At 72.5% G+C, this 22,182-nt stretch carries 17 protein-coding genes and 1 pseudogene; 8 read left to right on the top strand and 10 right to left on the bottom strand.

Annotation, left to right across the window (positions count from 1 at the left end; translation table 11 throughout):
• Window positions 1-97 precede the first annotated feature (97 nt).
• The 3 genes from OG386_RS03785 to OG386_RS03775 form a co-directional block, all read right to left on the bottom strand.
• On the bottom strand, window positions 98-1,378 hold the full coding sequence (locus OG386_RS03785) for a serine hydrolase domain-containing protein (protein WP_328786732.1): 1,281 nt from the start codon (window positions 1,376-1,378) through the stop codon (window positions 98-100).
• Between the two features lie 97 nt (window positions 1,379-1,475).
• A complete protein-coding gene (locus tag OG386_RS03780) occupies window positions 1,476-2,348 on the bottom strand; it encodes a PhzF family phenazine biosynthesis protein (protein WP_328786731.1) in 873 nt (290 codons plus the stop codon).
• A 250-nt stretch (window positions 2,349-2,598) separates the two neighbouring features.
• Window positions 2,599-2,925: a hypothetical protein gene (locus tag OG386_RS03775; RefSeq protein ID WP_328786730.1), complete on the bottom strand. Its 327-nt coding sequence runs from the start codon at window positions 2,923-2,925 to the stop codon at window positions 2,599-2,601.
• A 121-nt stretch (window positions 2,926-3,046) separates the two neighbouring features.
• On the opposite strand from OG386_RS03775, the gene OG386_RS03770 reads away from it, so the two are divergent.
• Window positions 3,047-4,039: a TAXI family TRAP transporter solute-binding subunit gene (locus OG386_RS03770; protein WP_328786729.1), complete on the top strand. Its 993-nt coding sequence runs from the start codon at window positions 3,047-3,049 to the stop codon at window positions 4,037-4,039.
• Between the two features lie 4 nt (window positions 4,040-4,043).
• Here OG386_RS03770 and OG386_RS03765 read toward each other — a convergent pair whose 3' ends face one another.
• The 3 genes from OG386_RS03765 to OG386_RS03755 form a co-directional block, all read right to left on the bottom strand.
• Entirely contained in the window at window positions 4,044-5,480 is a 1,437-nt protein-coding gene (locus OG386_RS03765; RefSeq protein ID WP_328786728.1) for a sensor histidine kinase, read from the bottom strand.
• On the bottom strand, window positions 5,477-6,235 hold the full coding sequence (locus tag OG386_RS03760; RefSeq protein ID WP_328786727.1) for a response regulator transcription factor: 759 nt from the start codon (window positions 6,233-6,235) through the stop codon (window positions 5,477-5,479). The genes OG386_RS03765 and OG386_RS03760 overlap by 4 nt, the downstream gene beginning before the upstream one ends.
• 147 nt (window positions 6,236-6,382) lie before the next feature.
• Complete coding sequence (locus tag OG386_RS03755) at window positions 6,383-7,768, bottom strand: MFS transporter (protein ID WP_328793155.1); 1,386 nt, start codon at window positions 7,766-7,768, stop codon at window positions 6,383-6,385.
• Between the two features lie 321 nt (window positions 7,769-8,089).
• On the opposite strand from OG386_RS03755, the gene OG386_RS03750 reads away from it, so the two are divergent.
• The gene (locus OG386_RS03750; RefSeq protein WP_405790295.1) at window positions 8,090-9,436 is read left to right on the top strand and encodes a phytase; all 1,347 of its coding nucleotides are present in this window, start codon (window positions 8,090-8,092) and stop codon (window positions 9,434-9,436) included.
• Between the two features lie 107 nt (window positions 9,437-9,543).
• Window positions 9,544-10,371, top strand: coding sequence for a PaaX family transcriptional regulator (locus OG386_RS03745; RefSeq protein ID WP_328786726.1), 828 nt, complete (start codon window positions 9,544-9,546; stop codon window positions 10,369-10,371).
• 49 nt (window positions 10,372-10,420) lie between these two features.
• Here OG386_RS03745 and OG386_RS03740 read toward each other — a convergent pair whose 3' ends face one another.
• On the bottom strand, window positions 10,421-11,329 hold the full coding sequence (locus tag OG386_RS03740) for a hypothetical protein (protein ID WP_328786725.1): 909 nt from the start codon (window positions 11,327-11,329) through the stop codon (window positions 10,421-10,423).
• Window positions 11,330-11,527: 198 nt separating this feature from the next.
• Here OG386_RS03740 and OG386_RS03735 point away from each other — a divergent pair, with 198 nt between their 5' ends.
• Window positions 11,528-11,950 carry a secondary thiamine-phosphate synthase enzyme YjbQ gene (locus OG386_RS03735; RefSeq protein ID WP_327380915.1) on the top strand — a complete coding sequence of 141 codons (423 nt, stop codon included), beginning with the start codon at window positions 11,528-11,530 and terminating at the stop codon, window positions 11,948-11,950.
• A 58-nt stretch (window positions 11,951-12,008) separates the two neighbouring features.
• Here the strand turns inward: OG386_RS03735 and OG386_RS03730 are convergent.
• Window positions 12,009-12,775, bottom strand: a pseudogene (locus OG386_RS03730) (IS5 family transposase).
• A gap of 272 nt (window positions 12,776-13,047) precedes the next feature.
• On the opposite strand from OG386_RS03730, the gene OG386_RS03725 reads away from it, so the two are divergent.
• Together OG386_RS03725 and OG386_RS03720 are read left to right on the top strand one after the other, a co-directional pair.
• The gene (locus OG386_RS03725) at window positions 13,048-13,437 is read left to right on the top strand and encodes a hypothetical protein (RefSeq protein ID WP_328786724.1); all 390 of its coding nucleotides are present in this window, start codon (window positions 13,048-13,050) and stop codon (window positions 13,435-13,437) included.
• Between the two features lie 136 nt (window positions 13,438-13,573).
• Window positions 13,574-14,536 carry an alpha/beta fold hydrolase gene (locus tag OG386_RS03720; protein WP_328786723.1) on the top strand — a complete coding sequence of 321 codons (963 nt, stop codon included), beginning with the start codon at window positions 13,574-13,576 and terminating at the stop codon, window positions 14,534-14,536.
• Window positions 14,537-14,622: 86 nt separating this feature from the next.
• Here OG386_RS03720 and katG read toward each other — a convergent pair whose 3' ends face one another.
• A complete protein-coding gene (gene katG / locus OG386_RS03715; RefSeq protein WP_328786722.1) occupies window positions 14,623-16,854 on the bottom strand; it encodes a catalase/peroxidase HPI in 2,232 nt (743 codons plus the stop codon).
• Between the two features lie 401 nt (window positions 16,855-17,255).
• Here katG and OG386_RS03710 point away from each other — a divergent pair, with 401 nt between their 5' ends.
• A complete protein-coding gene (locus OG386_RS03710) occupies window positions 17,256-17,666 on the top strand; it encodes a Fur family transcriptional regulator (protein ID WP_327380911.1) in 411 nt (136 codons plus the stop codon).
• A gap of 10 nt (window positions 17,667-17,676) precedes the next feature.
• On the opposite strand, the gene OG386_RS03705 is transcribed toward OG386_RS03710, so the two are convergent.
• Window positions 17,677-17,988: a hypothetical protein gene (locus tag OG386_RS03705; RefSeq protein ID WP_328786721.1), complete on the bottom strand. Its 312-nt coding sequence runs from the start codon at window positions 17,986-17,988 to the stop codon at window positions 17,677-17,679.
• A gap of 246 nt (window positions 17,989-18,234) precedes the next feature.
• Here OG386_RS03705 and OG386_RS03700 point away from each other — a divergent pair, with 246 nt between their 5' ends.
• Window positions 18,235-22,155, top strand: coding sequence for a Pls/PosA family non-ribosomal peptide synthetase (locus OG386_RS03700; protein ID WP_328786720.1), 3,921 nt, complete (start codon window positions 18,235-18,237; stop codon window positions 22,153-22,155).
• The last annotated feature ends 27 nt before the right edge of the window (window positions 22,156-22,182 follow it).

Below are 22,182 nucleotides of genomic sequence, written 5' to 3'. Positions count from 1 at the left end.
ACCCGTATGGAATCGGTCGGCCGATCGGAATTCCTCCCGGTCGATTCTGGCCGGGACTCGACGCTGATGGACCCTCAAGGCCCGTTGGAACTGCGGGCTATTCCGGTCGGTCGGTCGGCCGGTCGCTCTTGGGTGCGACGGGTTTGTGGCCGGGATACACGTGGTCGGGGGTGACGATGCTGGTGACCGCCTCGCCGAAGAGCGTGCTGGGCTCCTGGCCCTTGTACTGGTTGTCGGTGTTCAAGACGATGACCATCGTCGCCCTCGCCGACGGCAGGTAGACGGGCAGGACCTCGTATCCGGGGATGGAGCCGTTGTGGCCGATCCAGCCCTGGACGTCGAAGATGCCCAGTCCGTAGCCGGCACCCGGAATGTCCATCGGGGTGGTCTTCAGGCGCTCCGCCTGGGTCGCGGGCTTCAGCAGCGTGCCCGTGGCGAGGGTGCGGGCCCAGCTGCGCAGGTCCTGGAGGTCGGAGACCATCTCTCCGGCGGCCCAGGCCCAAGACGGGTTCCAGCGGGTCGAGTCCTCGACCTTGCCCGAAGCCGTCTGGTCGGTGTAGCCGTGCGCGTAGGGCACCGGCAGGGCCGGGCTCGTCGGGAAGACGGTGCTGCGGAGTCCGGCCGGTCCCAGGACGTCCTTGGTGATCACTTCGTGGAGCGGCCGGCCGGTGATCTTCTCCACCACCAGACCGAGCAGGATCAGGTTGGTGTTGCTGTATTCGAACTCCGCGCCCGGCTCGAACTGCACGGGGTGCTTGAAGGAGTAGTCGAGCAACTGCCGCGGCGGGACGTACTTCTCCGGATGGGCCTGGAGTTGCGTGATGAAGTCCCCGTCCATGCTGTAGTTGAAGAGTCCGCTGCGCATGCCCGCCAGCTCGCGCAGGGTGATGCGGTCACCGTTCGGAACGCCCGTGACGTAGGCGCCGATGTGGTCGTCCAGGCCCACCTTCCCCTGGTCGACCAGTTGGAGGAGGGCGGTGACCGTGAACGTCTTGGTCTCACTGCCGATGCGCACGTGGAGGTCGGGAGCCATCGGCGCGCCGGTCGCCTTGTCCGCCACGCCGAAGGACCGTACGTAGCTTCCCTTGCCGGGGGCCCAGAGTCCGACCGTCACGCCCGGCACCTGCGCTTCGCGCATGACCTGACGCACGGCCGCGTCCAGTTGCGCCGCGACGGCCGGTGTGAGCGGTGTGAAGCCCGTACCGGTGTCCGGGGAAGGGGGCGGGGGCGGGGTGGGAGCGGCGGCGGCCACGGGAGCGGGAGCCGACCGCCCGGGAAGGTCCGTCCCGGCTGCGGAGCCCGCGGCCGGGACGAGGAGCGCTCCTGTTGCGGCGGCGGCCGCGCAGGCCCGGCGCAGCCGGAGGTGGGTTGGCTTCACGGCATGGTCTCCTGCCGTCCGAGGGCCCCGGGCAACACCCTCAGGCTAGGTGCACGGGCCCCCGGTCGCGAGGGGAGCCGTCCGCCGCCGGAGAGCCTCAGGGCTGCGGGAGCTCGCGCAGGCGTCCCTCGCCGACGAGGGCGACACCGCCGCCGACGCGTACCGAGCGGATGTCCCGGCCGTGGCCGTCGGCGCTGACGGTCATCGCGGCGGGGCGCCCGGTGAAGCGGCCCTGATGCAGCAGGCTCGGCTCCCCGGCGCCGATCCGGCCGTGGCTGCGCAGATAGGCGGCGACGCACCCCGCACCGCTCCCGGTGGCGACGTCTTCCACGATCCCGTCGTTGTTCCAGTGCCTGCCCTCCATGGCCGCGGCGTCCAGCAAGTAGGCGAACTCGGCGCCGAGGCGGGCCAGGGGTGCGTCGAGCGGTTGCGTGACGCGGGCGCGGGCGAGCGCGTCGCCGCGGACGGGGACCACCAGGTAGCGCAGCCCCGTGGAGACCACCTCCGGGGGCAGGCCGGGGTCCAGGTCACCGGCGTCGAGGGCGAACAGGGGGGCGAGGCCTTCGGGTTCGGGGCGGCCGAGGAAGGCGGCCGCGCCCTGGTCGAGGAGGCTCGCGTACCGGCCGGGGCCCCGGCGTTCGGTGGCGACCTCCACCGGACGGTCGGGCAGGTGCAGGGTCCAGGCCTCGTGGTCGGCCGCGCCGTGGAGGGCGTGCAGGACGGCGGCGGCGCCGATGAGGGGGTGCCCGGCGAAGTCCAGCTCCCCCGCGAGGTCGAAGACCCGCGCCCGCCACGAGCGCGGCCGCCCGGGCGAGCCGTCGCGCATGAGGAAGACGGACTCGAAGTGGCGCAGTTCCTGGGTGATGGTCCGCATCTGGGCGCCGGTCAGCGGATCGGCCTCGGGGAACACGGCGAGGCTGTTGCCGCTGTAGGGGCGGTCGGTGAACACGTCGACGTGGTGGTAGCGCATGGCGGCGACGCTACCGGGGGGCTGCCCGGCCGGCCGGGTCCGTACGGGGCGGTCACTCGCTCGAATTCCACGGTCCAGGGCCGGAAGAACGCCGTCACCGCGCCGCCGTGCTCCGTAAGCCCCGTGGGGACGTGGACACCGCCGAGATCGTCGAGCGTCTTGTCGGGCCGCGGTGGGGCCGCGGTCGGGGTGGGTGGAGTCGGCGCCTTGCGCTGCGCGCGGCCGTGTGCCATCAGGGCTGCCCGCAGCACTAGGGGACGTCGGAATCGCCGGCCGATGTGGTGAGGCTTTCGACACGGCGATTGTGGCGGCGGCGTGTCAGTTCCGTGGAGGGCAGTACCGCTGCCAAGAAGACGGCGAGGCTCGCCCATAGCGGCAGCACGTTGTTGAGCACGACCAGGCTCACGCCCAACACGAACCCGTAGGTGATTTCGATCCGGAACGGAACGATTCCGTGGTTGAGGAATGTCGGGAGAATGTACCGGTCTCGGCAGTCGATTTTTGAGAGATGTCGGATGTAGATGACGCTGGCGACCGCCGCGATGGCGGCTGCTCCAATGATGATCGCGATGCGCACGCGTTTCTCCTGTTCGATCCTGTTCGATCCGGAGTAATTGCCTCTTTCAGGGAAAAGGATGAGAAAGGACAGGTCACGCCCCGGAATCCCGTGGCTTGACATCTGGGCCTAGGCTTCCGGCGTGACCAGCTCAGAAGTGACCCGGCGGCGGGTGATGGGTTTCGGCCTCGGTGTCCTGGCGGCATTGCCGGCCGGCTGCTCGGGGGATTCCGGACCGGTACGGCGACTGCGGCTCGCGACGGGTCCCGAGGGCGGACCGTACAACGCGTTCGGGCAGGCCCTCGCGCAGGCCGTTGCCGAGAGCGGCCGCCGGATAGAGATCGTCCCGGTGAGCACCGCGGCCAGCGTGAACAACCTGCGGAAGCTGGACGAGGGCTCCGTCGAGCTGGCCCTGGCCATGGCGGACGTGGCCGAGGACGCGGTGCTGGGGCGCGAGCCGTTCCCCCGGCCGGCCGCCGTGACGGCCCTGGCCAGGGTCTACGTGAACTACACGCACCTGATCGTCCCGGCCGACGGGCCGGTGCGCTCGGTGCGGGACCTCGCCGGACGCCCGGTCGCGGCGGGCGCGGCAGGCTCCGGGGTGCAGGTCGTCGCGGAACGGGTCCTGCGGGCGGCCGGGCTGAGCGGCGCACCCGCGCCCGCACCGGTGCCCGCGGCGCCGGTGGCGGACGAGCGGCAGCTGGGCCTCGCCGCCTCCGTGAGCGCCCTGCGCGAGGGCTCGGTCGACGCGCTGTTCTGGTCCGGAGGGGTGCCCACACCGGCCCTGGCGGACCTGGCGCGCGAGCTGCCGCTGCGGTTCCTGCCGCTCGACGCCCACGTCGGTGCGCTGCGGGAACGCCACGGCCCCGTCTACACGGCGGTCACGCTGCCGGCCGGCGTCTACGGGCTGACGGAGCCGGTGGGAACCGTCGGCGTCGGCAACTACCTCCTGGCACGGACCGACGTACCGCAGGGCGCGGTACGTGACCTGCTCGAGGTGGTGTTCGCGCGGTGGCGCGACCTGCTGCGGGAGGTGACGGCGGGGGCCCGGCTGGAGCCCCGCTTCGCCATCTCCACCGGCGAGGTCCCGCTCCACCCGGGCGCGGCCGCCCACTACCGCTCGGTGTACGGCTGAGACCTCACTCGGGGGGAGGGGACGGGAGTCGGAGCTCGGCCACCAGGCCGTGCGGCTCGTTGCCGCGGACGTCGAGCCGGCCGCCGCTGATCCGGGCGATCTCGTCGGCGATGGCCAGCCCCAGGCCGCTGCCGGGGACGTTCTGGTGCTCCGGGGAGCGCGCGAAACGGCGCAGCAGCAGCGGCAGTTGCTCCTGCGGCACCCCCGGGCCGTCGTCCGCGACCCGTACGACGGCGTCGGCGCTCCCGTCGGCCGCGTGCGCGGCGCACACCTCGACGTGGCCGCCGCGCGGGACGAACTTCACGGCGTTGTCGAGGAGCGCGTCGAGGATCCGGCCCGCCGCGTCGGGCAGGCCGCGCGCCGGCAGGCCCTCGGCGAGGCCGGTGGCCACGAGCTCCACCCCCGCGGCGCGGAAGACCGGGGTCCAGGCCGTCACCCGGTCCCGTACCGCCCGCGACACGTCCTCGTCGCCCAGCTCCGCCGCGCCCGATTCCACGCGGGCGAGTGCCAGCAGACCGTCGAGCAGCTCCTCCAGGCGCTCCGCCTCGTCCAGCGCACGGCCGTGCTCGGCCAGGCCCGGCCCGGGTACGAGGTGCGGCTCGACGTTCTCCAGCTGCAGCACCAGAGTGGCCAGCGGATTGCGCAGCTGGTGGGAGGCGTCCGCGACGAAGTCGCGCTGCCGGCCGATGGAGTCGGCCATCGCCTCCGCCATGGTGTTGAAGTGCTGCCGCAGACGGCGCAGTTCCGGCGGACCGGTGTCGGACACGGCCCGGGCCTGCAGGCTGCCGGCGGTCAGCCGCCCGACCGCCCGGTCCAGGTCCAGTACCGGGCGCATCAGCCAGCGCGTGATCCCGGCCGCGACCAGTGCGGCTGCCGCGAAGGCGCCGAACGCCCCGGCGGCGATGAGCGACCAGCGCACGGTCACGTCCCGGCGGGCGACCTCGGTGGGCACGGCCATCAGGACCGCCCCGCTCACCCGCTCGTCCCGGCCCACCGGCTCGGCCAGCACGACGGTGCGCGGTCCCCAGGGGCGAAGGGTGGGCAGCCGGTCGGTCGAGCGGCCGGTGAGGGCACGGCGACGGGCCTCCGTCCCTTCGGAGGAGCCGCCCTCGGGGGAATCGGCGTCGGTGGCCGCGTTCGTGGCGGCCTCGGCCGCCGGTCCGGTCCCGGCCCGGGCCACCGTCGCCCCCGCGGAGTCGACCACGACCACTCCGGCCCCGTACAGCTGGGCGTAGCGGCCGATCTCGGCCGAGAGCTCCGCCCGGTCGGCGGCGGTACGCATCCGGTCGGCGAGGTCGGCGAACCGTACGGCCTCCGAACGCCGTTGCAGGAGCAGGTGCTCGGTGCGCCCGCGCGCGTAGGCATCGGCCAGGGGGATGCACAGCAGCAGCGCCGCCGCCCCCATGAGCACCATCAGCACCGCCAGCAGCCTGCGCCTCACCGCTCGCCGCCCCGCACGTCGGGGGCGGGGTCGGCGCCGGGGACCGGAGTCGGGACGGGAGCCGGGGCCGGAGTCGGGGCCGGGAAGCCGAGCTGGTAGCCGAACCCCCGGACCGTACGCACCAGGCCGGAGCGCCCGGTCTTGGCGCGGATGCCCGCCACATGGACGTCCAGGGAGCGGGAGGCCGCGAGGAAGGCGTCACCCCAGATCCGGTCCAGGATCACCTCGCGGGAATGCACCTCGTTCGGGCGGGCGGCCAGGAAGGCGAGGACGTCGAACTCGCGTCGGGTGAGGCGCACCGCGGCGCCCGCCACCGTGACGGTGCGACCCGCGAGGTCCACCTCGACGTCGCCGGTGCGCACGGGCCGGGACCCGGTCGGGGCGGGGTCCCGGCCCGGGTGCGGATCCGTCCGGCGCCGTACGGAGTCGATGCGGGCCATCAGCTCGGCCATCCGGAACGGCTTGACCACGTAGTCGTCGGCACCCGCCCGCAGCCCCTGGACGATGTCGCGCTCCTCGCAGCGCGCGGTCACCACGATCAGCGGCGCGTCGCAGACGGTCCGCAGCCGGCGCAGCAGTTCCAGCCCGTCGAGGTCGGGAAGGCCCAGGTCGAGCAGGACGAACTCGGCTTCGCGGACGTGCCGCAGGGCGTCCAGGGCGCGCCCGACCCGGCGGACGGTGTGTCCGCGCTGGGCGAGGGCCGTGCCGAGGGCCTGGGCCATGCGGTCGTCGTCCTCGACGAGAAGCGCGTGCATAGACAGTCCCTCGCGACCTGTGACCGGAGCGTCGTGCACCGGAGCCCCGTGTACCGGCGCCCCGACGTACCGGAGCCCCCGTGACCGGATCCCCGTGACCCGGCGCAGCAGCTTACGGGAGCCGACGCGCCGGTTCACCGGGTCGGATCAGCGTGCTGCCTCGGCGGGAGCGGCCGCCGGCCGCTCGAGCGCGGGGTCGCCGTCGGCCTCGGCCTCGGCGCGGCTCAGCGCGGCATTGCGGGTGTCCGGCATGAGCACGTAGGTGACGAGGGAGATCAGCGCGCACCCGGAGACGTACCAGAAGAACATCTTCTCGTGCCCGCTGTTCTTGAACCACAGGGCCACGTACTCCGCCGTGCCGCCGAACAGCGCGTTGGCGATCGCGTACGGCAGCGCCACGCCCAGCGCGCGCACCCGGGTCGGGAACAGCTCGGCCTTGACCGCCGCGTTGATGGACGTGTAGCCGGTGATGATGACCAGGGCCAGCAGGGACAGCCCGAGCGCGGACCAGTACGAGGACGCCGATCCGAGCGCGGTCATGATCGGGTACGTGCCGACGGTGCAGCCCACCGCGAAGGTGATCAGCAGGGGCCGGCGGCCGATCCGGTCGGACAGCATGCCGGCGAAGGGCTGCAGCACGGCGAAGAGGGTCAGCGCGGTGAAGCTGACGAGCGTGGCGGTGGTCTTCTCCATGCCCGCGCTGCCGACCAGGTACTTGGTGAGGTAGGTGGTGTAGGTGTAGTAGGCCACGGTTCCGCCGAGGGTGAGCGCCATGACCAGTCCCGCCTGCCGCCGGTACTGCCACAGGGCCTTCAGCGTGCCGCGCGTGCTGTCGTCGTGGGCGTCCCCGCCCGTCTCCGCCGACGCCGACGACTCCTCCTTGAACGCGTCGGTCTCCTGCAGCCGACGCCGCAGCCAGAAGACGACCACCGCGAACAGCGCCCCGAGGAGGAACGGGAGCCGCCAGCCCCAGCTCTGCAGCTGGGCGGTGGTCAGGGTGTGCTGGAGGGTGATCAGAATGCCCAGTCCGAGCAGCTGGCCGCAGGTCATCGACACGTACTGGAAGGACGAGCCCAGCCCGCGCCGGTTCCGGGCCGACGCCTCGGTCAGGTAGGTGGCGCTGGCCGCGTACTCGCCGCCGATGCTCATCCCCTGGAGCAGCCGGGCGAGCAGGAGCACCAGGGCGCCGAAGTACCCGGCCTGGCCGTAGGTCGGGGCGACGGCGATCAGCAGGGCGGCCACCGACATCATGGTGACGGTGAGGGTGAGGGCGCTCTTGCGCCCGTGTCGGTCGGCGGCACGGCCCAGGATCCACCCGCCGACGGGACGCATCAGGAAGCCGACGGCGAAGATCCCGGCCGTGTTCATCAGCTGGGTGGTCGGGTTGTCGCCGGGGAAGAAGGAATCGGCGAAGTAGATCGCGAAGCTGGCGTAGACGAACCAGTCGTACCACTCGACGAGATTGCCGAGCGAACCGCCGACCAGGGCGAGACGGCGCTTCCTGCGCTCGTCCCCGGGCGGCGACGCGGGCATGACGACGGACGGGGACATGGCGGCTCCAGAGGAATGTTCCCTGATGAGGGACGGCAGAACGCCCCCGGCGCTGGGGGAGTGTCCAGAGCATGCGGCGGCCGTCGTACCCGGACAAGGTCCGCCACGCAGATCTAACGTTCCGCTAAGGAAGCTCCCGGGAAAGCCCCGGGGCCGCCGGATTTCACCATTCAGTCATGCGCACGTCATGCCCGCTCCATGGTCGTCACCCGGACGTGGCCCACGGTGGGTGCGGCCCGTCACGGACCGCCGGACACCCCGGCCAGCAGGCGGCCGGCCCCCCGTACCCCCCCAATAGGAGGCATGATGCGCGTGATCCCGAGCAGGCGGACCCCGGCCGTGGCCGCAGCGGCCGTAGTGGCCCTGGGCGTGATCGCCGTACCGGCGCACGCCGAGGCGGCCCACGGCGGCACGGCACCGTCGCTGCCCCGGGTGGCGGCCTCCGTCGAGACGCCCTCCCTCTTCGACGACGAGGCCGGCGGCAACGCGAACGCCGACGACCCGGCGATCTGGCGCAACGCCAAGGACCCCGACGCCAGTCTGGTCATCGCCACCGCCAAGGAGGGCGGCCTGCGCGTCTACGACCTGGACGGGCGCCAGGTGCAGGCGCTGCCCGCGCCCGCGCCGCCGAGGGACGGCGACAAGCCCGGGCGCTTCAACAACGTCGACCTGATCACCGGACTCCGCTTCCCGGACGGTCGCCACGACGTGGCCGTCGTCTCCGACCGCGGCCGCGACCAGTTGCGCGTCTACCGGATCGACCCGAAGCGCCCCGCCGCCCCGCTGGTCGACGTCACCGACGAGACCGCCGCCCCGCAGGTCTTCTCCAGCGGCCAGGACGAGGTCAACGACCAGCGGACCGCCTACGGCCTGGCCGCCTACACCGACCGCCGCAACGGTCGCTCGTACGCGGTCACCAGCCGGCGCCACGCCACCGACCTCGCTCTCGCCGAACTGCTGCCGAACGCCCAGGGCAAGGTCGGCTACCGCACCGTCCGCACCACCTCGCTGCCCGCCTCCTTCACCCTGCCGAACGGGAAGAGCTGGGCGCCGTGCGGCGAACCGGGGGAGCGGCCCCAGGTCGAGGGCATGGTCGTCGATCCCGACACCGGTGACCTCTACGCCGGTCAGGAGGACGTCGGCATCTGGAAGCTCGACGCCGACCTGCGCTCGCCCGCCCGCCTCATCGAGAAGGTCCGCACCTTCGGCGTGCCCGGCACCTGGAACCCCGGGACGGAGGAGTGCGACGCGGGCGCGGACCCGGGCTTCGGCGGCCGGCACGTCTCCGCCGACGTGGAGGGTCTGACCATCTGGCGCGACCCGAAGCACCCCGGCCACGGTGGTTACCTGCTCGCGTCCAGCCAGGGCGACGACACCTTCGCCGTCTTCGACCGAGAGCACGGCAACGCGTACGTCCGCGGCTTCCGCATCGGTGACGGTGCGACGCCCGGCTCGCCGGACGGTTCGCAGGAGTGCGACGGCGCCGCCGTCACGAGCGCACCGCTGGGCAAGCGGTTCCCGGGCGGCCTACTGGTCGTCCAGGACGGCCACAACACCCCCCGGACCACTGGAGCCGACGGCCAGGCCCGCACCGACACCGACTTCAAGTTCGTGGACCTGGGCCGGCTCAAGCGGGCCGCCCGCCTCTGACCCCGCCCCTGACCGGGACCCTGACCCCGCCGCCGGGGCCGTGACCTGGGCGACGTCGCGTTCGCCCGGGTCGATAGGATCACCACCGCACACGACGGAAGGTGATCATGGCGGACAGTCCCCTCAGGCCCAGCTCGTTGATCAACACGGTCTACGGGGCGTTCCTGCGACGCCTCGGCGGCTGGATCTCCGTCGCCGACCTGGTCACCCTGATGGCCGAGCTGGACGTGGACGGTCCGGCGGCGCGCTCGGCGATCTCCCGGCTCAAGAAGAAGGGCGTCCTCGAACCGGAACGCCGCGGCGCCACCGGGTACCGACTCAGCCCGGGCGCGCAGCCCGTCTTCGACGAGGGCGACCGGCGCATCTTCGGCAGCCTGGAACCGGCCGAGCTGAGCGACGGCTGGGCCATGGCCGTCTTCTCCGTACCGGAGTCCGAGCGCTCCTACCGCTACCAGCTGCGCACACGGCTGACCTGGCTGGGCTTCGGGAACATCGCCCCGGGCGTGTGGTTGGCGCCCGGCCGCCTCCTCGGCGACGCCCGCGACATGCTCGTCCGGCTCGGGCTCAGCGAGTACGTGCACCTGTTCGCCGCCGAATACGCGGCCTTCAGCGACCTGCCCGGGACGGTCAGCTCGTGGTGGGACTTCCCGGCGATCGAGGAGCAGTACGCCGGATTCACCGAGGCCTACGGGCCCGTCGCCGCGGGACTGACCGAGCGGCCCGCCATCGACGGCGCCGAGGCCTTCCGCCACTACGTCCCGATGCTCACCCAGTGGCGCCGCCTGCCCTACCTCGACCCCGGACTGCCCGCCGAACTGCTCCCCGCGGACTGGAACGCGGTCGCCGCGCGGCAGATCTTCCAGCAGCTGAACGAGGTGCTCGCCCCGCCCAGCCTGCGCCACGTGCAGGAGGTCACCGGCCTGGCCGAGGCCTGAGGGGACCACCACGCCGCCGACGTCCGCCGGGTGTCCTGCGCTGCCCCGCTCATCCGGCGCCGGTACCGGTGTCGTGCAGGGCCAGGGCGAGGTGGCGGGCCGTGTCACGGGTTCGGCGCGGGACGCGACGGCCGTCCTCGACGAGCCGGGCGGCCCGGCCCATGACCCGCAGCGCGCGCACGGACCCGACGGAGGACACCCCGTCCATCAGGGTGGCCATGGCCGCGTCGACCTCGCGCCAGTCACCCGCCCGGGCCTGCACCAGGGCGAGTTCCGCGGCGAACAGCACCCGGTAGGCGGGGCCGCCGCCGTCACCGCCGGCGTGCGCGGCGTCGTGGAGGAGGGCGGCCGCCGCCCCCAGGTCCCCGAGCGCGGCCCGCGCCAGGCCGTGGTGACCGTCCAGTTCGTGCCGGTCGAACCACCAGGCCCAGGCGGGGTCCCGGTCCGTGGGCCGGTCGGCCAGCAGCTCGGCGGCGGTCCCCAGGGCCCGCCCGGCGAGCGGCCCGTTCCCCATGCGGGCCAGCGCGCGCCCCGCCCGTACGTGGAAGATCGCTGCGACCCGGCCGGGAAGCGCCCTGCGGGCCAGCACGGACGAGGCGATCCGCAAGGACTGCGCGGGCCGCCCCAGGTGTTCCTCCTGCATCGCCAGCACCGCGAGGATCAGCGGCTCCACGGCGGCGTCCGGTCCTTCCGCCGGGTCGCTCCGCGCCAGCTCCAAGGCCCGTAGGTGGAGCCGCCGCGAGACGCCGTGCCGTTCGGCGTCGAAGGCGATCCAGGCGGCGACCTGGTACAACTCGGCACGCGCGGCCCGCTCCGCGACGCCGTCCCGGGGCTCCGGCCGGCTGCGGCCGACCGCACGTACGGCCCCCAGTGCCGGCCCCACCGCCCACCGCGCCCCGGCTGCCACATCGAGTGCGACGAGTTCCTGCGCCAGGGCCTTGACGTCCCCCTCCGTCATTCCTCGTCCTCGACGAGCAGGGAACGGCGTACGGGCCGGTCGGTCACCTCGGTCACGATTCCCCCCGGAGCGCGAGCGGGGACGGATCGAGCCCCCTGTGATCATCGTAGGCGGCCGGCCGGCCGGCCGGGCGGGCGGTTCGGCCGACACCGGCCGAGGTTGCGCGCCGGTGGGGCGGCCGGGCGCAAGGATGCGGTCATGGCCGACATCTTTGCCTCACGCACCATCGACGTGACGACCGGTGACCGGGAGACCGTCCATGACCTGACCGAAGCCTGCACCTCGTTCCTCGGGGAGGTGGCGCGGGGCCGGAGCGGACTGCTCAACATCTTCACGCCGCACGCGACCGCCGGACTCGCCGTCATCGAGACGGGAGCGGGCAGTGACGAGGACCTCCTGCAGGCCCTGGCGTCCCTGCTGCCGACCGATGCCCGCTGGCGACACCGGCACGGTTCCCCCGGCCACGGCCGGGACCACGTACTGCCCGCGATCGTCCCGCCCCACGCGACGCTGCCCGTGATCGACGGAGTGCTGGAGCTCGGAACCTGGCAGTCCGTCACCCTCGTGGACACGAACAAGGACAACCCGGAGCGTCAGGTGCGGCTGTCGTTCCTCGGATAGCTCTCGTGCGGGACGCGCCGTCACCACGGGAACCTTGCTAGGAGTTGTCGTCAAAGTGTCACGCCCACATCAGGAGCGATGCGAGGGTGACGGCTGCTTGGTAGGCCTGGGCGGTCTTGTCGTACCTGGTGGCGATGCCACGCCACTGCTTCAGGCGGTTGAAGCACCGTTCCACCACGTTGCGGCGTTTGTAGACCTGCTTGTCGAAGGCCGGTGGGCGGCCACCTCGGCTGCCGCGCCGTGCTCGGTTACGGACCTGGTCGGACCGCTCCGGGATGGTGTGGGTGATGCCCCGGCGACGCAGCCAGGTGCGGATCGCCTTCGAGCTGTAACCCTTGTCGCCGATGACGTGGTCGGGCCGCACGCGTGGCCGGCCCGGCCCGATTCGGGGCACCCGTATTGCCTCCATCACGGCGGTGAACTGCGTGCAGTCGTTGGTGTTCCCGCCGGTCAGGATGAAGGCGAGCGGTCGGCCCGATCCATCGCAGGCCAGGTGAATCTTGCTGGTCAGCCCACCGCGGGACCGGCCGAGGGCTGGGTTTCGGAGCCCCTTCTTCGGGCTCCGGCCGCGTGCTGGTGGGCGCGGACGATGCTGGAATCGACGGACACCAGCCACTCGATTCCGCCCGCCGAATCGGCGTTCGCTTGCGCGGCCTGGAGCATGCGCTCGAAGGTTCCGTCCGCTGCCCACCGGCGGAAACGGGTGTGAAGACTGGCCCACGGGCCGTATCTCCCGGGCACGTCCCGCCATGCCACCCCGGTGCGGAACTTCCACACGATCCCGTTGAGGACCGTCCGGTCATCCAGCCGCGGCCGCCCCAACACGGGCCGGGGCAGCAACGGCTGCACGAGTTCCCACTCGGCATCGGACAGTTCATGGCGACGTATCACGAACCATGATCCACAATCCAAGATCACTTTGACGACAGACCCTAGCGCCCCGCATCCGCCCGTCCTTCTTCGGCTGCTGTCCCGCTCCGTGGGTCACAGGGGTGAAGACGTATCAATCATGACAGGTCAGAGGCCGTTTTCGTAGGACCAAGGGCACAGTGAATTGCCCTTGTTCGGACCCCTGTGCGGCTTTCAGAATCGCCGTCATGACTTACTCAGCGCACGCCCATCACGACGCGGTACTCCGAGCTCGTGTCGCCCTCCTCGGATCACAGACCCTGCCGGCCCGGCAAGAGGTCGCCGCCTACCGCGTGCTCGTCCAGGTGAGTCCGCTGGCGTATCTGCCGCTGCTCGCCGAGGCGTTGTACGAGTACAGCCGCCAGGACTTCGCACATCTGCCCGACACCGCGCTGGCCCTGCGGGCCGAGGCCGTCGCCGTCGCGCGCCGCATGTACACCATGGAGCCGAGCCGGGACCTCCTGCTCATCAAGGCGCTGGAGCGCTACCGGGAGCAGTTGGTGCTCATGGACCGGAAGGAAGAACTCGGCGCCGTGGATCGGGAGATGGCCCAAGTGGCCGCCGGCGCCGGCGCGTAGCGACCCGGCGACCGAGGGGCCGCGACTCCCCGTCCGGCAATGCCGGGCGCGCGGCCCCTCGTGCCGGATGATCGAGGGAGACGAGGGCGACGGGGAGAAACCGGAGAGGGACACCGACGAGGGACCCGGAGAGCCGATGCGACACCGAATCCTGCTCCTGACCGTCATGGCGGCCGCGGCGGTACTGGCCGCCGTTGCGGGGTGCGGCAGCCCCTCGGTGCTGCGCGGCTCACCGCCCGGGCCCTCCTCCGCCCCGGCCACCGGCGACTTCTCCGGCCAGGTCGACGTGGGCGGCGGCCGGAAGATCTATCTGAGCTGCAAGGGCAGCGGCAGCCCCCTCGTCCTGCTGGAATCCGGGCTGCACGATTCCTCCGACACCTGGACGTTCACCGACACCCGGCCGCCCGTACCGAAGTCCCCGGCGGTGTTCCCCGGCGTCGCGGCGTTCACCCGGGTCTGCATCTACGACCGGCCCGGAACCGTCCGGTACGCCGACCCGTTGGCGCTCACCACCCGCAGCACGCCGGTCAACGGCACCCGCTCCCTCAGCGCGATGGCCGACGATCTCGACGAGCTGCTGACGTCCGCCCGCCTGCCGGGCCCCTACGTGCTGGTCGGCCACTCCTTCGGAGGGATGATCACCCGGCTGTACGCCCAGCGACACCCCGAGAAGACGGCAGGCCTGGTCTTCGTCGACGCCTTCGGCACGGACGTCCGCGCGCTCTTCGGCGTGCGGTGGGCCGCGTACCGCACGCTGCTCGACCGACCCGGCACGCCCTTCGACGCGCAACCCGCCTTCGAGAGGGTGGACATCGACGGCTCGATCGATTCCGTCACTGCCGCGCACCCGCTGCCCGCGGTCCCCATGGCAGTCCTCAGCAAGACGGAACCCTTCGCCGCCCCGCCCGGGTCCCCGAAGGACCTCCTGGACACCCTCGAGCGGGTCTGGCCCCGGGTCCAGCAGGAGCTGGTGGAGCTGGGGTCGCAGACACCGCAGTTCCTGGCCACCGGGAGCGATCACTACGTACAGGTGCACGATCCCGACCTGACGATCAGCGCCGTCCGGCTCGTCGTGGGCCGCGTCCACGCGGAGCCGTAGTCCGGCATCCGGGCGCCGGCCACGGGGCCCGTCCACGGGGTGCCGGACGTCCGGGCCGGCCGGTGGGGTCGGCCCGGACGGCACGATCAGGCGAGGTCGAACCGGTCGAGGTTCATCACCTTGTCCCACGCCGCGACGAAGTCCTTCACGAACTTCTCCTTCGCGTCGTCGCTCGCGTAGACCTCCGCGAGGGCGCGCAGCTCCGAGTTGGACCCGAAGACGAGGTCGGCGCGGGTGCCGGTCCACTTCACCCGGCCCGTGGCCAGGTCGCGGCCCTCGAACGCGCTCCCGTCCTCGGACGTCGCCGACCACGTCGTGCCCAGGTCGAGCAGGTTGACGAAGAAGTCGTTGGTGAGGGTCCCGGGGGTCGTGGTGAGGACGCCGTGCGGCGCCTGCCGGTGGTTCGCGCCCAGCACGCGCAGGCCGCCGACCAGGACCGTCATCTCGGGGGCGCTGAGGGTCAGCAGGTTCGCCCGGTCGAGCAGCAGGTACTCGGCCGGCAGCCGGTTGCCCTTCCCGAGGTAGTTGCGGAACCCGTCGGCGGCCGGCTCCAGTGCGGCGAACGCCTCCACGTCCGTCTGCTCCTGCGCCGCGTCCGTGCGGCCCGGGGTGAAGGGCACCTGCACGGTGAACCCGCCGTCCTTGGCGGCCTGTTCCACGGCGGCCGCGCCGGCCAGCACGATCAGGTCCGCGAGCGAGATCCGCTTGCCGCCGCTCTGTGCGGAGTTGAAGGACTCCTGGATCCCGGTCAGGGTACGCAGCACCCCGGCCAGCTGGTCCGGGTCGTTGACCTCCCACCCGCTCTGCGGCTGGAGGCGGATCCGACCGCCGTTGGCGCCGCCGCGCTTGTCGCTGCCGCGGAAGGACGAGGCCGAGGCCCACGCGACCGAGACGAGCTGGGAGACCGTCAGGTCCGAGCCGAGGACCTGCTGCTTGAGCGCGGCGACATCGGCGGCGTCGACGAGCTCGTGCGTCACCGGGGGGAGCGGGTCCTGCCACAACAGCGTCTCTGTCGGGACCTCCGGGCCGAGGTAGCGCACGACCGGGCCCATGTCGCGGTGGGTCAGCTTGAACCAGGCGCGCGCGAACGCGTCGGCGAACTCGGCGGGGTTCGCGAGGAAGCGCCGCGAGATCTGCTCGTAGGCCGGGTCGACCCGCAGCGACAGGTCGGTCGTCAGCATCGTCGGGGCGTGGGTCTTGGTCGGGTCGTGGGCATCGGGCACGGTACCCGCCCCGGCGCCGTCCTTCGGCCGCCACTGGTGCGCCCCGGCGGGGCTCTTGAACAGTTCCCAGTCGTAGCCGAACAGGATCTCGAAGAAGGTGTTGTCCCAGGTGATCGGGGTGTTGGTCCAGATGCCCTCGAGACCGCTGGTGATCGCGTCGCCGCCCTTGCCGGTGCCGAAGGAGTTGCTCCAGCCCAGCCCCTGCGCCTCCATCGGGGCGGCCTCGGGGTCGGCGCCGACGCTCTCCGCGGGGCCGGCGCCGTGGGTCTTGCCGAAGGTGTGGCCGCCCGCGATCAGGGCCACCGTCTCCTCGTCGTTCATCGCCATCCGGCGGAAGGTCTCACGGATGTCGCGCGCCGCGGCGATCGGGTCGGGGTTGCCGTTCGGGCCCTCCGGGTTGACGTAGATGAGGCCCATCTGGACCGCGCCGAGGGGGTTCTCCAGCTCGCGGTCGCCGGTGTAGCGCTCGTCGTCGAGCCAGGTCGTCTCGGGGCCCCAGTAGACGTCCTCGTCGGGCTCCCAGACGTCCGGGCGGCCGCCGCCGAAGCCGAAGGTCTCGAAGCCCATCGACTCCAGGGCCACGTTGCCGGTGAGGATCATGAGGTCGGCCCACGAGAGGCTCCGGCCGTACTTCTGCTTGACCGGCCACAGCAGACGGCGGGCCTTGTCGAGGTTGCCGTTGTCCGGCCAGCTGTTGAGGGGGGCGAAACGCTGCTGGCCGGCCCCGGCGCCGCCACGGCCGTCGCTGATCCGGTAGGTGCCCGCGCTGTGCCAGGCCATGCGGATCATGAACGGGCCGTAGTGGCCGAAGTCGGCGGGCCACCAGTCCTGGGAGGTGGTCAGCACGTCCGCGATGTCCCGCTTGACGGCGGGAAGATCGAGGGTCTTGAACGCCGCGGCGTAGTCGAACTCCTCGCCGAGGGGGTTCGCGACGGCGGGGTTCTTGGCGAGGATCTTCAGGTTGAGCCGTTCGGGCCACCACTGGCGGTTCCCGCCGCCTTGGGTCGGGTGTGCGGCTCGCCCGTGGGCCACCGGACAGCCGTCCCCACCCTCCGACGTGGCATCTGTGACGATTGCATCATGGTTCTCAGACATGGGAATCCTTCCGTACCAGGCGGATCACGGTGTTCAGGAACTGAATGCGCATGAATGCGAATGAACGCGATGGAACAGGCGGGGCGCAGGGCCCCGTCAAAAGGGCTGGGCCTCGTCGATCGCCCCGACGCCGAGGGGTCGCCGTCCCGGACGGTTGCGCGCAGCGGGACGCCGGCGGCCGGTGCACGCGTGTCGGCACCGGGTAGCTCCTCGGCGGTGATCCGTCACGTCTTTGTCACCTGCCGCTCTGGAGTCTTCCTGTCTCTTGGCTATCTACGAAACCGATCCTACGATGGACGGAATCCAAGTCAAGAAGGACACCAGGTCCACATTCGACCGGATCCCGGATGTCCGCCGATAAACTTCGGGGCACCCCGTCGAACCTGAATAGGTGGGCCGATATGAGTGACCTGCTGGAGCGTTTGCGCGGGCGTGGCTGGCGAATGACGTCCCAGCGGCGCGTGGTCGCGGAGGTCCTCGACGGCGACCACGTGCACCTCACGGCGGACGAGGTGCACGCACGTGCGGCCCAGCGGTTGCCGGAGATCTCCCGGGCGACGGTCTACAACGCCCTGGGCGAGCTGGTCGCCCTCGGCGAGGTCGTGGAGGTCGCCACCGACGGCCGGGCGAAGCGCTACGACCCCAACGCGCACCACCCGCACCAGCACCTGGTGTGTTCCGCCTGCGGCCTCATCCGCGACGTCCACCCGACGGACGACCCCTTGGCCGGCCTGCCGGCGGACGAGCGCTTCGGCTTCACGGTGTCCGGGGTCGAGGTCACCTACCGCGGCCTCTGCCCGGACTGCACGTAGGGCGCGGGCGTCAGCACCCTTCCCCCTCGCCCCCGGTTCCTCCCTCGTCCCGGGGCCGTTCCGCCGGTCGGGCACCGAGCCGGGCCGTCTCGAACTCGGCCTCGCTGATCTCCATGTCCACCAGCTCGGGGTCGAACGTGCGGCCGTCGGCCCCGAACTCCGTCAGGTAGGCCGTTCGATCGGCGAGCGCCCCGAAGCCGCCCCGGCCGCCCCGGCCGCGCCGGGCCTGGCGCTTGGCCCGCAGTTCGTCCGGCCCGTCCGGTGTGGTCGTCCCGTCGTCCCGTCTCCTGGAGTACGAGGAAACGCCGTGGGGGCGGTACACGATCGGTCATATCGGCCGACGGCATTCGATCCTCTGTTCGCCCGCCGCGCGGCCCCGGAAGGCACGGGCGGCCCGCATTCCGCAGCCGCAATACCGTCTTTTCCCAGCCACGCACAAGGCTTCAACAAGAAAATCCTTGATACCGCACTAGACTGGTGGGTTGTTTGGCGCTGGGCCGGAACAACCTGGGCAGACCCGGGCTCCGCCGGCGACCCGGATGCTGCCGGGATCGAGACGCGAGGGCCGATGGCAGTCACACCTGAGCACGGTGAACTCACTCTGCTCGACGACCTCGACGACGGGGAGACGCTGGAGGGGTCCGGCAAGTCCGCCCGCTTCACCGCCGGGCCCGCCGCCCCCACCCGCACCCTCGTCGACATCTTCGAGGCCACCGTGCGGACGTACCCCGACGAGCTCGCCCTCGACGACGGAACCACCCGATTGACCTACCGGGCGCTCGCCATCGAGGTCGAGCGCCGGCGCCGGGCCCTCGCGGCCGCCGGAGTGGGACTCGGCGACCGGGTCGGCGTCCGCGTACCGTCCGGGACCAACGAGCTGTACGTGGCCGTCCTCGCCGTCCTCGCCGCCGGCGCCGCCTACGTACCCGTCGACGCCGAGGACCCGGACGAGCGCGCCGACCTGGTCTTCGGCGAGGCCGGGGTCCGGGCGGTGCTCGGCGGCGGACAGCGCATCCATTCCGGCCGGCCCGCGGAGCCCGGTGTCCGCGCCGCCGCCTCCCGGCCCGGCCCCGAGCACGACGCGTGGATCATCTTCACCTCCGGCTCCACCGGCAAGCCCAAGGGCGTCGCCGTCAGCCACCGCAGCGCCGCCGCCTTCGTCGACGCCGAAGCCGCGCTCTTCCTCGCCGACGAGCCGATCGGCCCCGGCGACCGCGTCATGGCCGGACTGTCCGTCGCCTTCGACGCCTCCTGCGAGGAGATGTGGCTGGCCTGGCGCTACGGCGCCTGCCTCGTGCCCGTACCCCGCTCCCAGGTGCGCAGCGGCGCCGACCTCGGCCCCTGGCTCGTGGACCAGGAGATCACCGTGGTCTCCACGGTGCCGACCCTGGCCGCGCTGTGGGACCCCGAGGACCTGGGCGAGGTCCGGCTGCTGATCTTCGGCGGCGAGGCCTGCCCGCCCGAGCTCACCCAGCGCCTGGTCACCGAAGGACGCGAGGTCTGGAACACCTACGGACCCACCGAGGCCACCGTCGTCACCTGCGCCGCCCTCCTGACCGGCGAGGAACCGATCCGGATCGGCCTCCCGCTGAACGGCTGGGAACTGGCCGTCGTCGACGAGTCCGGAGAACCGGTACCCATGGGCGGCAGCGGCCAGCTCGTGATCGGCGGCGTGGGCCTCGCCCGCTACCTCGACCCCGACAAGGACGCCGAGAAGTACGCCCCGCTCGAATCCCTCGGCTGGCAGCGCGCCTACCGCAGCGGCGACCTCGTACGTGCCGAACCGGAGGGCCTGGTCTTCCTCGGGCGCGCCGACGAGCAGATCAAGCTCGGCGGCCGCCGGATCGAGCTGGGCGAGGTGGACGCCGCGCTCCAGGCCCTGCCCGGCGTCGCCGGCGCCGCCGCCGCCGTCCGCACCGCGCGCAGCGGCAACCAGCTGCTCGTCGGCTACCTCGTCACCCAGGACGGCTGGGACCACGCGGCAGCGATCACCCGACTGCGCGCCGAGCTGCCCGCCGCCCTCGTACCGCTGCTCGCACCCGTGGCCGAGCTGCCCACCCGCACCTCCGGCAAGGTCGACCGCGACGCGCTGCCCTGGCCGCTGCCCGACCTGGAGACCGCCGGCCCCACCGAGCAGCTCTACGGGACCGAGGCCTGGCTCGCCGAACAGTGGAGCGAGACCCTCGGGGTCACTGTCACCAGCGCCTCCGACGACTTCTTCGCGATCGGCGGCGGCAGCCTCGCCGCAGCCCAGCTCACCACCCGGCTGCGCACCCGCTACCCGAGCGCCGCCGTCCTCGACATCTACCAGCAGCCCACCCTGCGCAAGCTCGCCCGGCACCTGGAGAAGTCCGCCCAGGACGACGGAGCGGCCCGCACCGTCGCACCGGTCCCGCTGCGCTCCCAGGTGGCGCAGTCGCTCCTGCTGCTCCCGCTGTTCACCCTGGTCGGCCTGCGCTGGACGGTCGTCCTGCTGACCCTGGGCAACGTCCTGCACGGCATCGGGACCTTCCCTTGGGCGCCGACCGCCTCGTGGTGGCTCGTCGCCGCCGGTGCGCTGCTGCTCTTCAGCCCGCCGGGCCGGCTCGCGATCGCAGCCGGCGGCGCCCGCCTCCTGCTGCGCGGCGTGCAGGCCGGACGCCACCCGCGCGGCGGCAGCGTGCACCTGCGGCTGTGGACGGCCGAGCGGTTGGCCGAATGCGCCGGCGCCACCTCCCTCACCGGTTCCTGGCTGGAACGCTACGGCCGGGCCCTCGGCGCCAAGATCGGCCCCGAGGTCGACCTGCACTCCCTGCCCCCGGTCACGGGCATGCTCAAACTCGGCCGCGGCTGCGCCGTGGAGTCCGAGGTGGACCTCTGCGGCCACTGGCTGGACGGGGACCACCTGGAGATCGGCGCGATCAAGGTCGGCGCGGGCGCCGTGGTCGGCACCCGCAGCATCCTCTTCCCCGGCGCGCGGGTGGGAAAGCGCGCCGAGGTGGCCCCCGGCTCCGCCGTCGTCGGACAGGTCCCGACCGGCCAGCGCTGGGCCGGAGCACCCGCCGGAAAGCTCGGCAAGGCCAAGCACAACTGGCCGGGGGAACGCCCGCCGCGCGGACTCCCCTGGCGGGCCGCCTACGGGGCGGCCGGCTTCGGCCTCACGGCCCTGCCCGTGCTCGCCGCCCTGCCCGCCCTGCTCGTGGCCGGCCGCTTCGTGCCCGCCGGCGCCGGGCTCACCGAAGCACTGCGCGGAGCGCTGCTCGCCGTGGTGCCCGGGGCGCTCGCCTTCGGGTTCGCCTACGCGGCCCTGCTGCTGGTCTCCGTACGCCTGCTCAGCCTCGGCCTGCGGACCGGAACCCACCCCACGCACAGCAGGGTCGGCTGGCAGGCCTGGACGGTCACCCAGCTGATGGACCTGTCCCGCGAGACGCTCTTCCCGCTGTACGCAGGGCTGATCACACCGGTCTGGCTGCGGCTGCTCGGCATGAAGATCGGCCGGGGTGCCGAGGTGTCCACCGTGCTCGCCCTGCCCAGCCTCACCACCGTGGGCGAAGGCGCCTTCCTCGCCGACGACACCCTCACCGCCCCCTACGAGCTCGGCGGCGGCTGGATGCGCATCGGACACTCCGAGATCGGCCGCCGCGCCTTCCTCGGGAACTCCGGCATGACCGCCCCGGGCCGCAGCGTGCCGGACGACGGGCTGGTCGGCGTCCTGTCCGCCACCCCGAAGAAGGCCAAGAAGGGCAGCTCCTACCTGGGGCTGCCGCCGGTCCGGCTGCCCCGGTCCACCGCGGACGCCGACCAGAGCCGGACGTACGAGCCGCCCGCGCGGTTGCTGTGGGCGCGCGGCCTGGTGGAGCTGTGCCGACTCGTTCCGGTGTTCTGCTCGGTCGCCCTGGCCGTGCTGACCGCGGCGGCGCTGTGCGCGCTGATCACGCGGAGCGGCCTCGACGTCGGGGGAGCCGCCTTGCTCTCCGGGGCGGTCCTGCTCACCGCCGGAGGGGCCGCCTGCGCGGTCGCGGTGACGGCCAAATGGCTGTTGGTGGGCCGGCACCGCACGGGGGAGCACCCGCTGTGGAGCGGCTTCGTGTGGCGCAACGAGCTCGCCGACACCTTCGTGGAGGTACTGGCCGTGCCGTGGCTGGCCGGATCGGTGCCCGGCACGCCGGTGCTGGCCCTGTGGCTGCGCGCGCTCGGCGGCCGGATCGGCCGGGGCGTGTGGTGCGAGAGCTACTGGCTGCCCGAGACGGACCTGGTCGTGCTGGGCGACGGGGTCAGCGTGAACCGCGGCTGTGTGTTGCAGACGCACCTCTTCCACGACCGGATCTTGAGGACGGATACTGTGGTGCTCCGTGAGGGCGCCACCCTGGGCCCGGGCGGAATCGTCCTGCCCGGGAGCACGGTGGGGGCCCGCAGCACACTGGGCCCCGCATCCCTCGTGATGGCCGGGGAATCGGTCCCCGCCGACACCCGCTGGCTGGGCAACCCGATCGAGGCGTGGCGGTCCTGACCGGGCTGTCCGTGCCGCGGCAGGCAG

The sequence above is a fragment of the Streptomyces sp. NBC_00273 genome (assembly GCF_036178145.1).
Classification (GTDB): Bacteria; Actinomycetota; Actinomycetes; order Streptomycetales; family Streptomycetaceae; genus Streptomyces.
The sequence above is the reverse complement of the archived record's forward strand: the minus strand, read 5'-3'. Positions and strand labels throughout refer to the sequence as shown.

Excerpts from the sequence above, each read along its gene's own strand:
- OG386_RS03780 (WP_328786731.1), bottom strand. The coding sequence starts at position 2,348 with ATGCGCTACCACCACGTCGACGTGTTCACCGACCGCCCCTACAGCGGC.
- OG386_RS03760 (WP_328786727.1), bottom strand. The coding sequence starts at position 6,235 with ATGCACGCGCTTCTCGTCGAGGACGACGACCGCATGGCCCAGGCCCTC.
- OG386_RS03755 (WP_328793155.1), bottom strand. The coding sequence starts at position 7,768 with ATGCCCGCGTCGCCGCCCGGGGACGAGCGCAGGAAGCGCCGTCTCGCC.
- OG386_RS03750 (WP_405790295.1), top strand. The coding sequence starts at position 8,090 with ATGATGCGCGTGATCCCGAGCAGGCGGACCCCGGCCGTGGCCGCAGCG.
- OG386_RS03745 (WP_328786726.1), top strand. The coding sequence starts at position 9,544 with ATGGCGGACAGTCCCCTCAGGCCCAGCTCGTTGATCAACACGGTCTAC.
- OG386_RS03740 (WP_328786725.1), bottom strand. The coding sequence starts at position 11,329 with ATGACGGAGGGGGACGTCAAGGCCCTGGCGCAGGAACTCGTCGCACTC.
- OG386_RS03735 (WP_327380915.1), top strand. The coding sequence starts at position 11,528 with ATGGCCGACATCTTTGCCTCACGCACCATCGACGTGACGACCGGTGAC.
- OG386_RS03725 (WP_328786724.1), top strand. The coding sequence starts at position 13,048 with ATGACTTACTCAGCGCACGCCCATCACGACGCGGTACTCCGAGCTCGT.
- OG386_RS03720 (WP_328786723.1), top strand. The coding sequence starts at position 13,574 with ATGCGACACCGAATCCTGCTCCTGACCGTCATGGCGGCCGCGGCGGTA.
- katG (WP_328786722.1), bottom strand. The coding sequence starts at position 16,854 with ATGTCTGAGAACCATGATGCAATCGTCACAGATGCCACGTCGGAGGGT.
- OG386_RS03710 (WP_327380911.1), top strand. The coding sequence starts at position 17,256 with ATGAGTGACCTGCTGGAGCGTTTGCGCGGGCGTGGCTGGCGAATGACG.
- OG386_RS03700 (WP_328786720.1), top strand. The coding sequence starts at position 18,235 with ATGGCAGTCACACCTGAGCACGGTGAACTCACTCTGCTCGACGACCTC.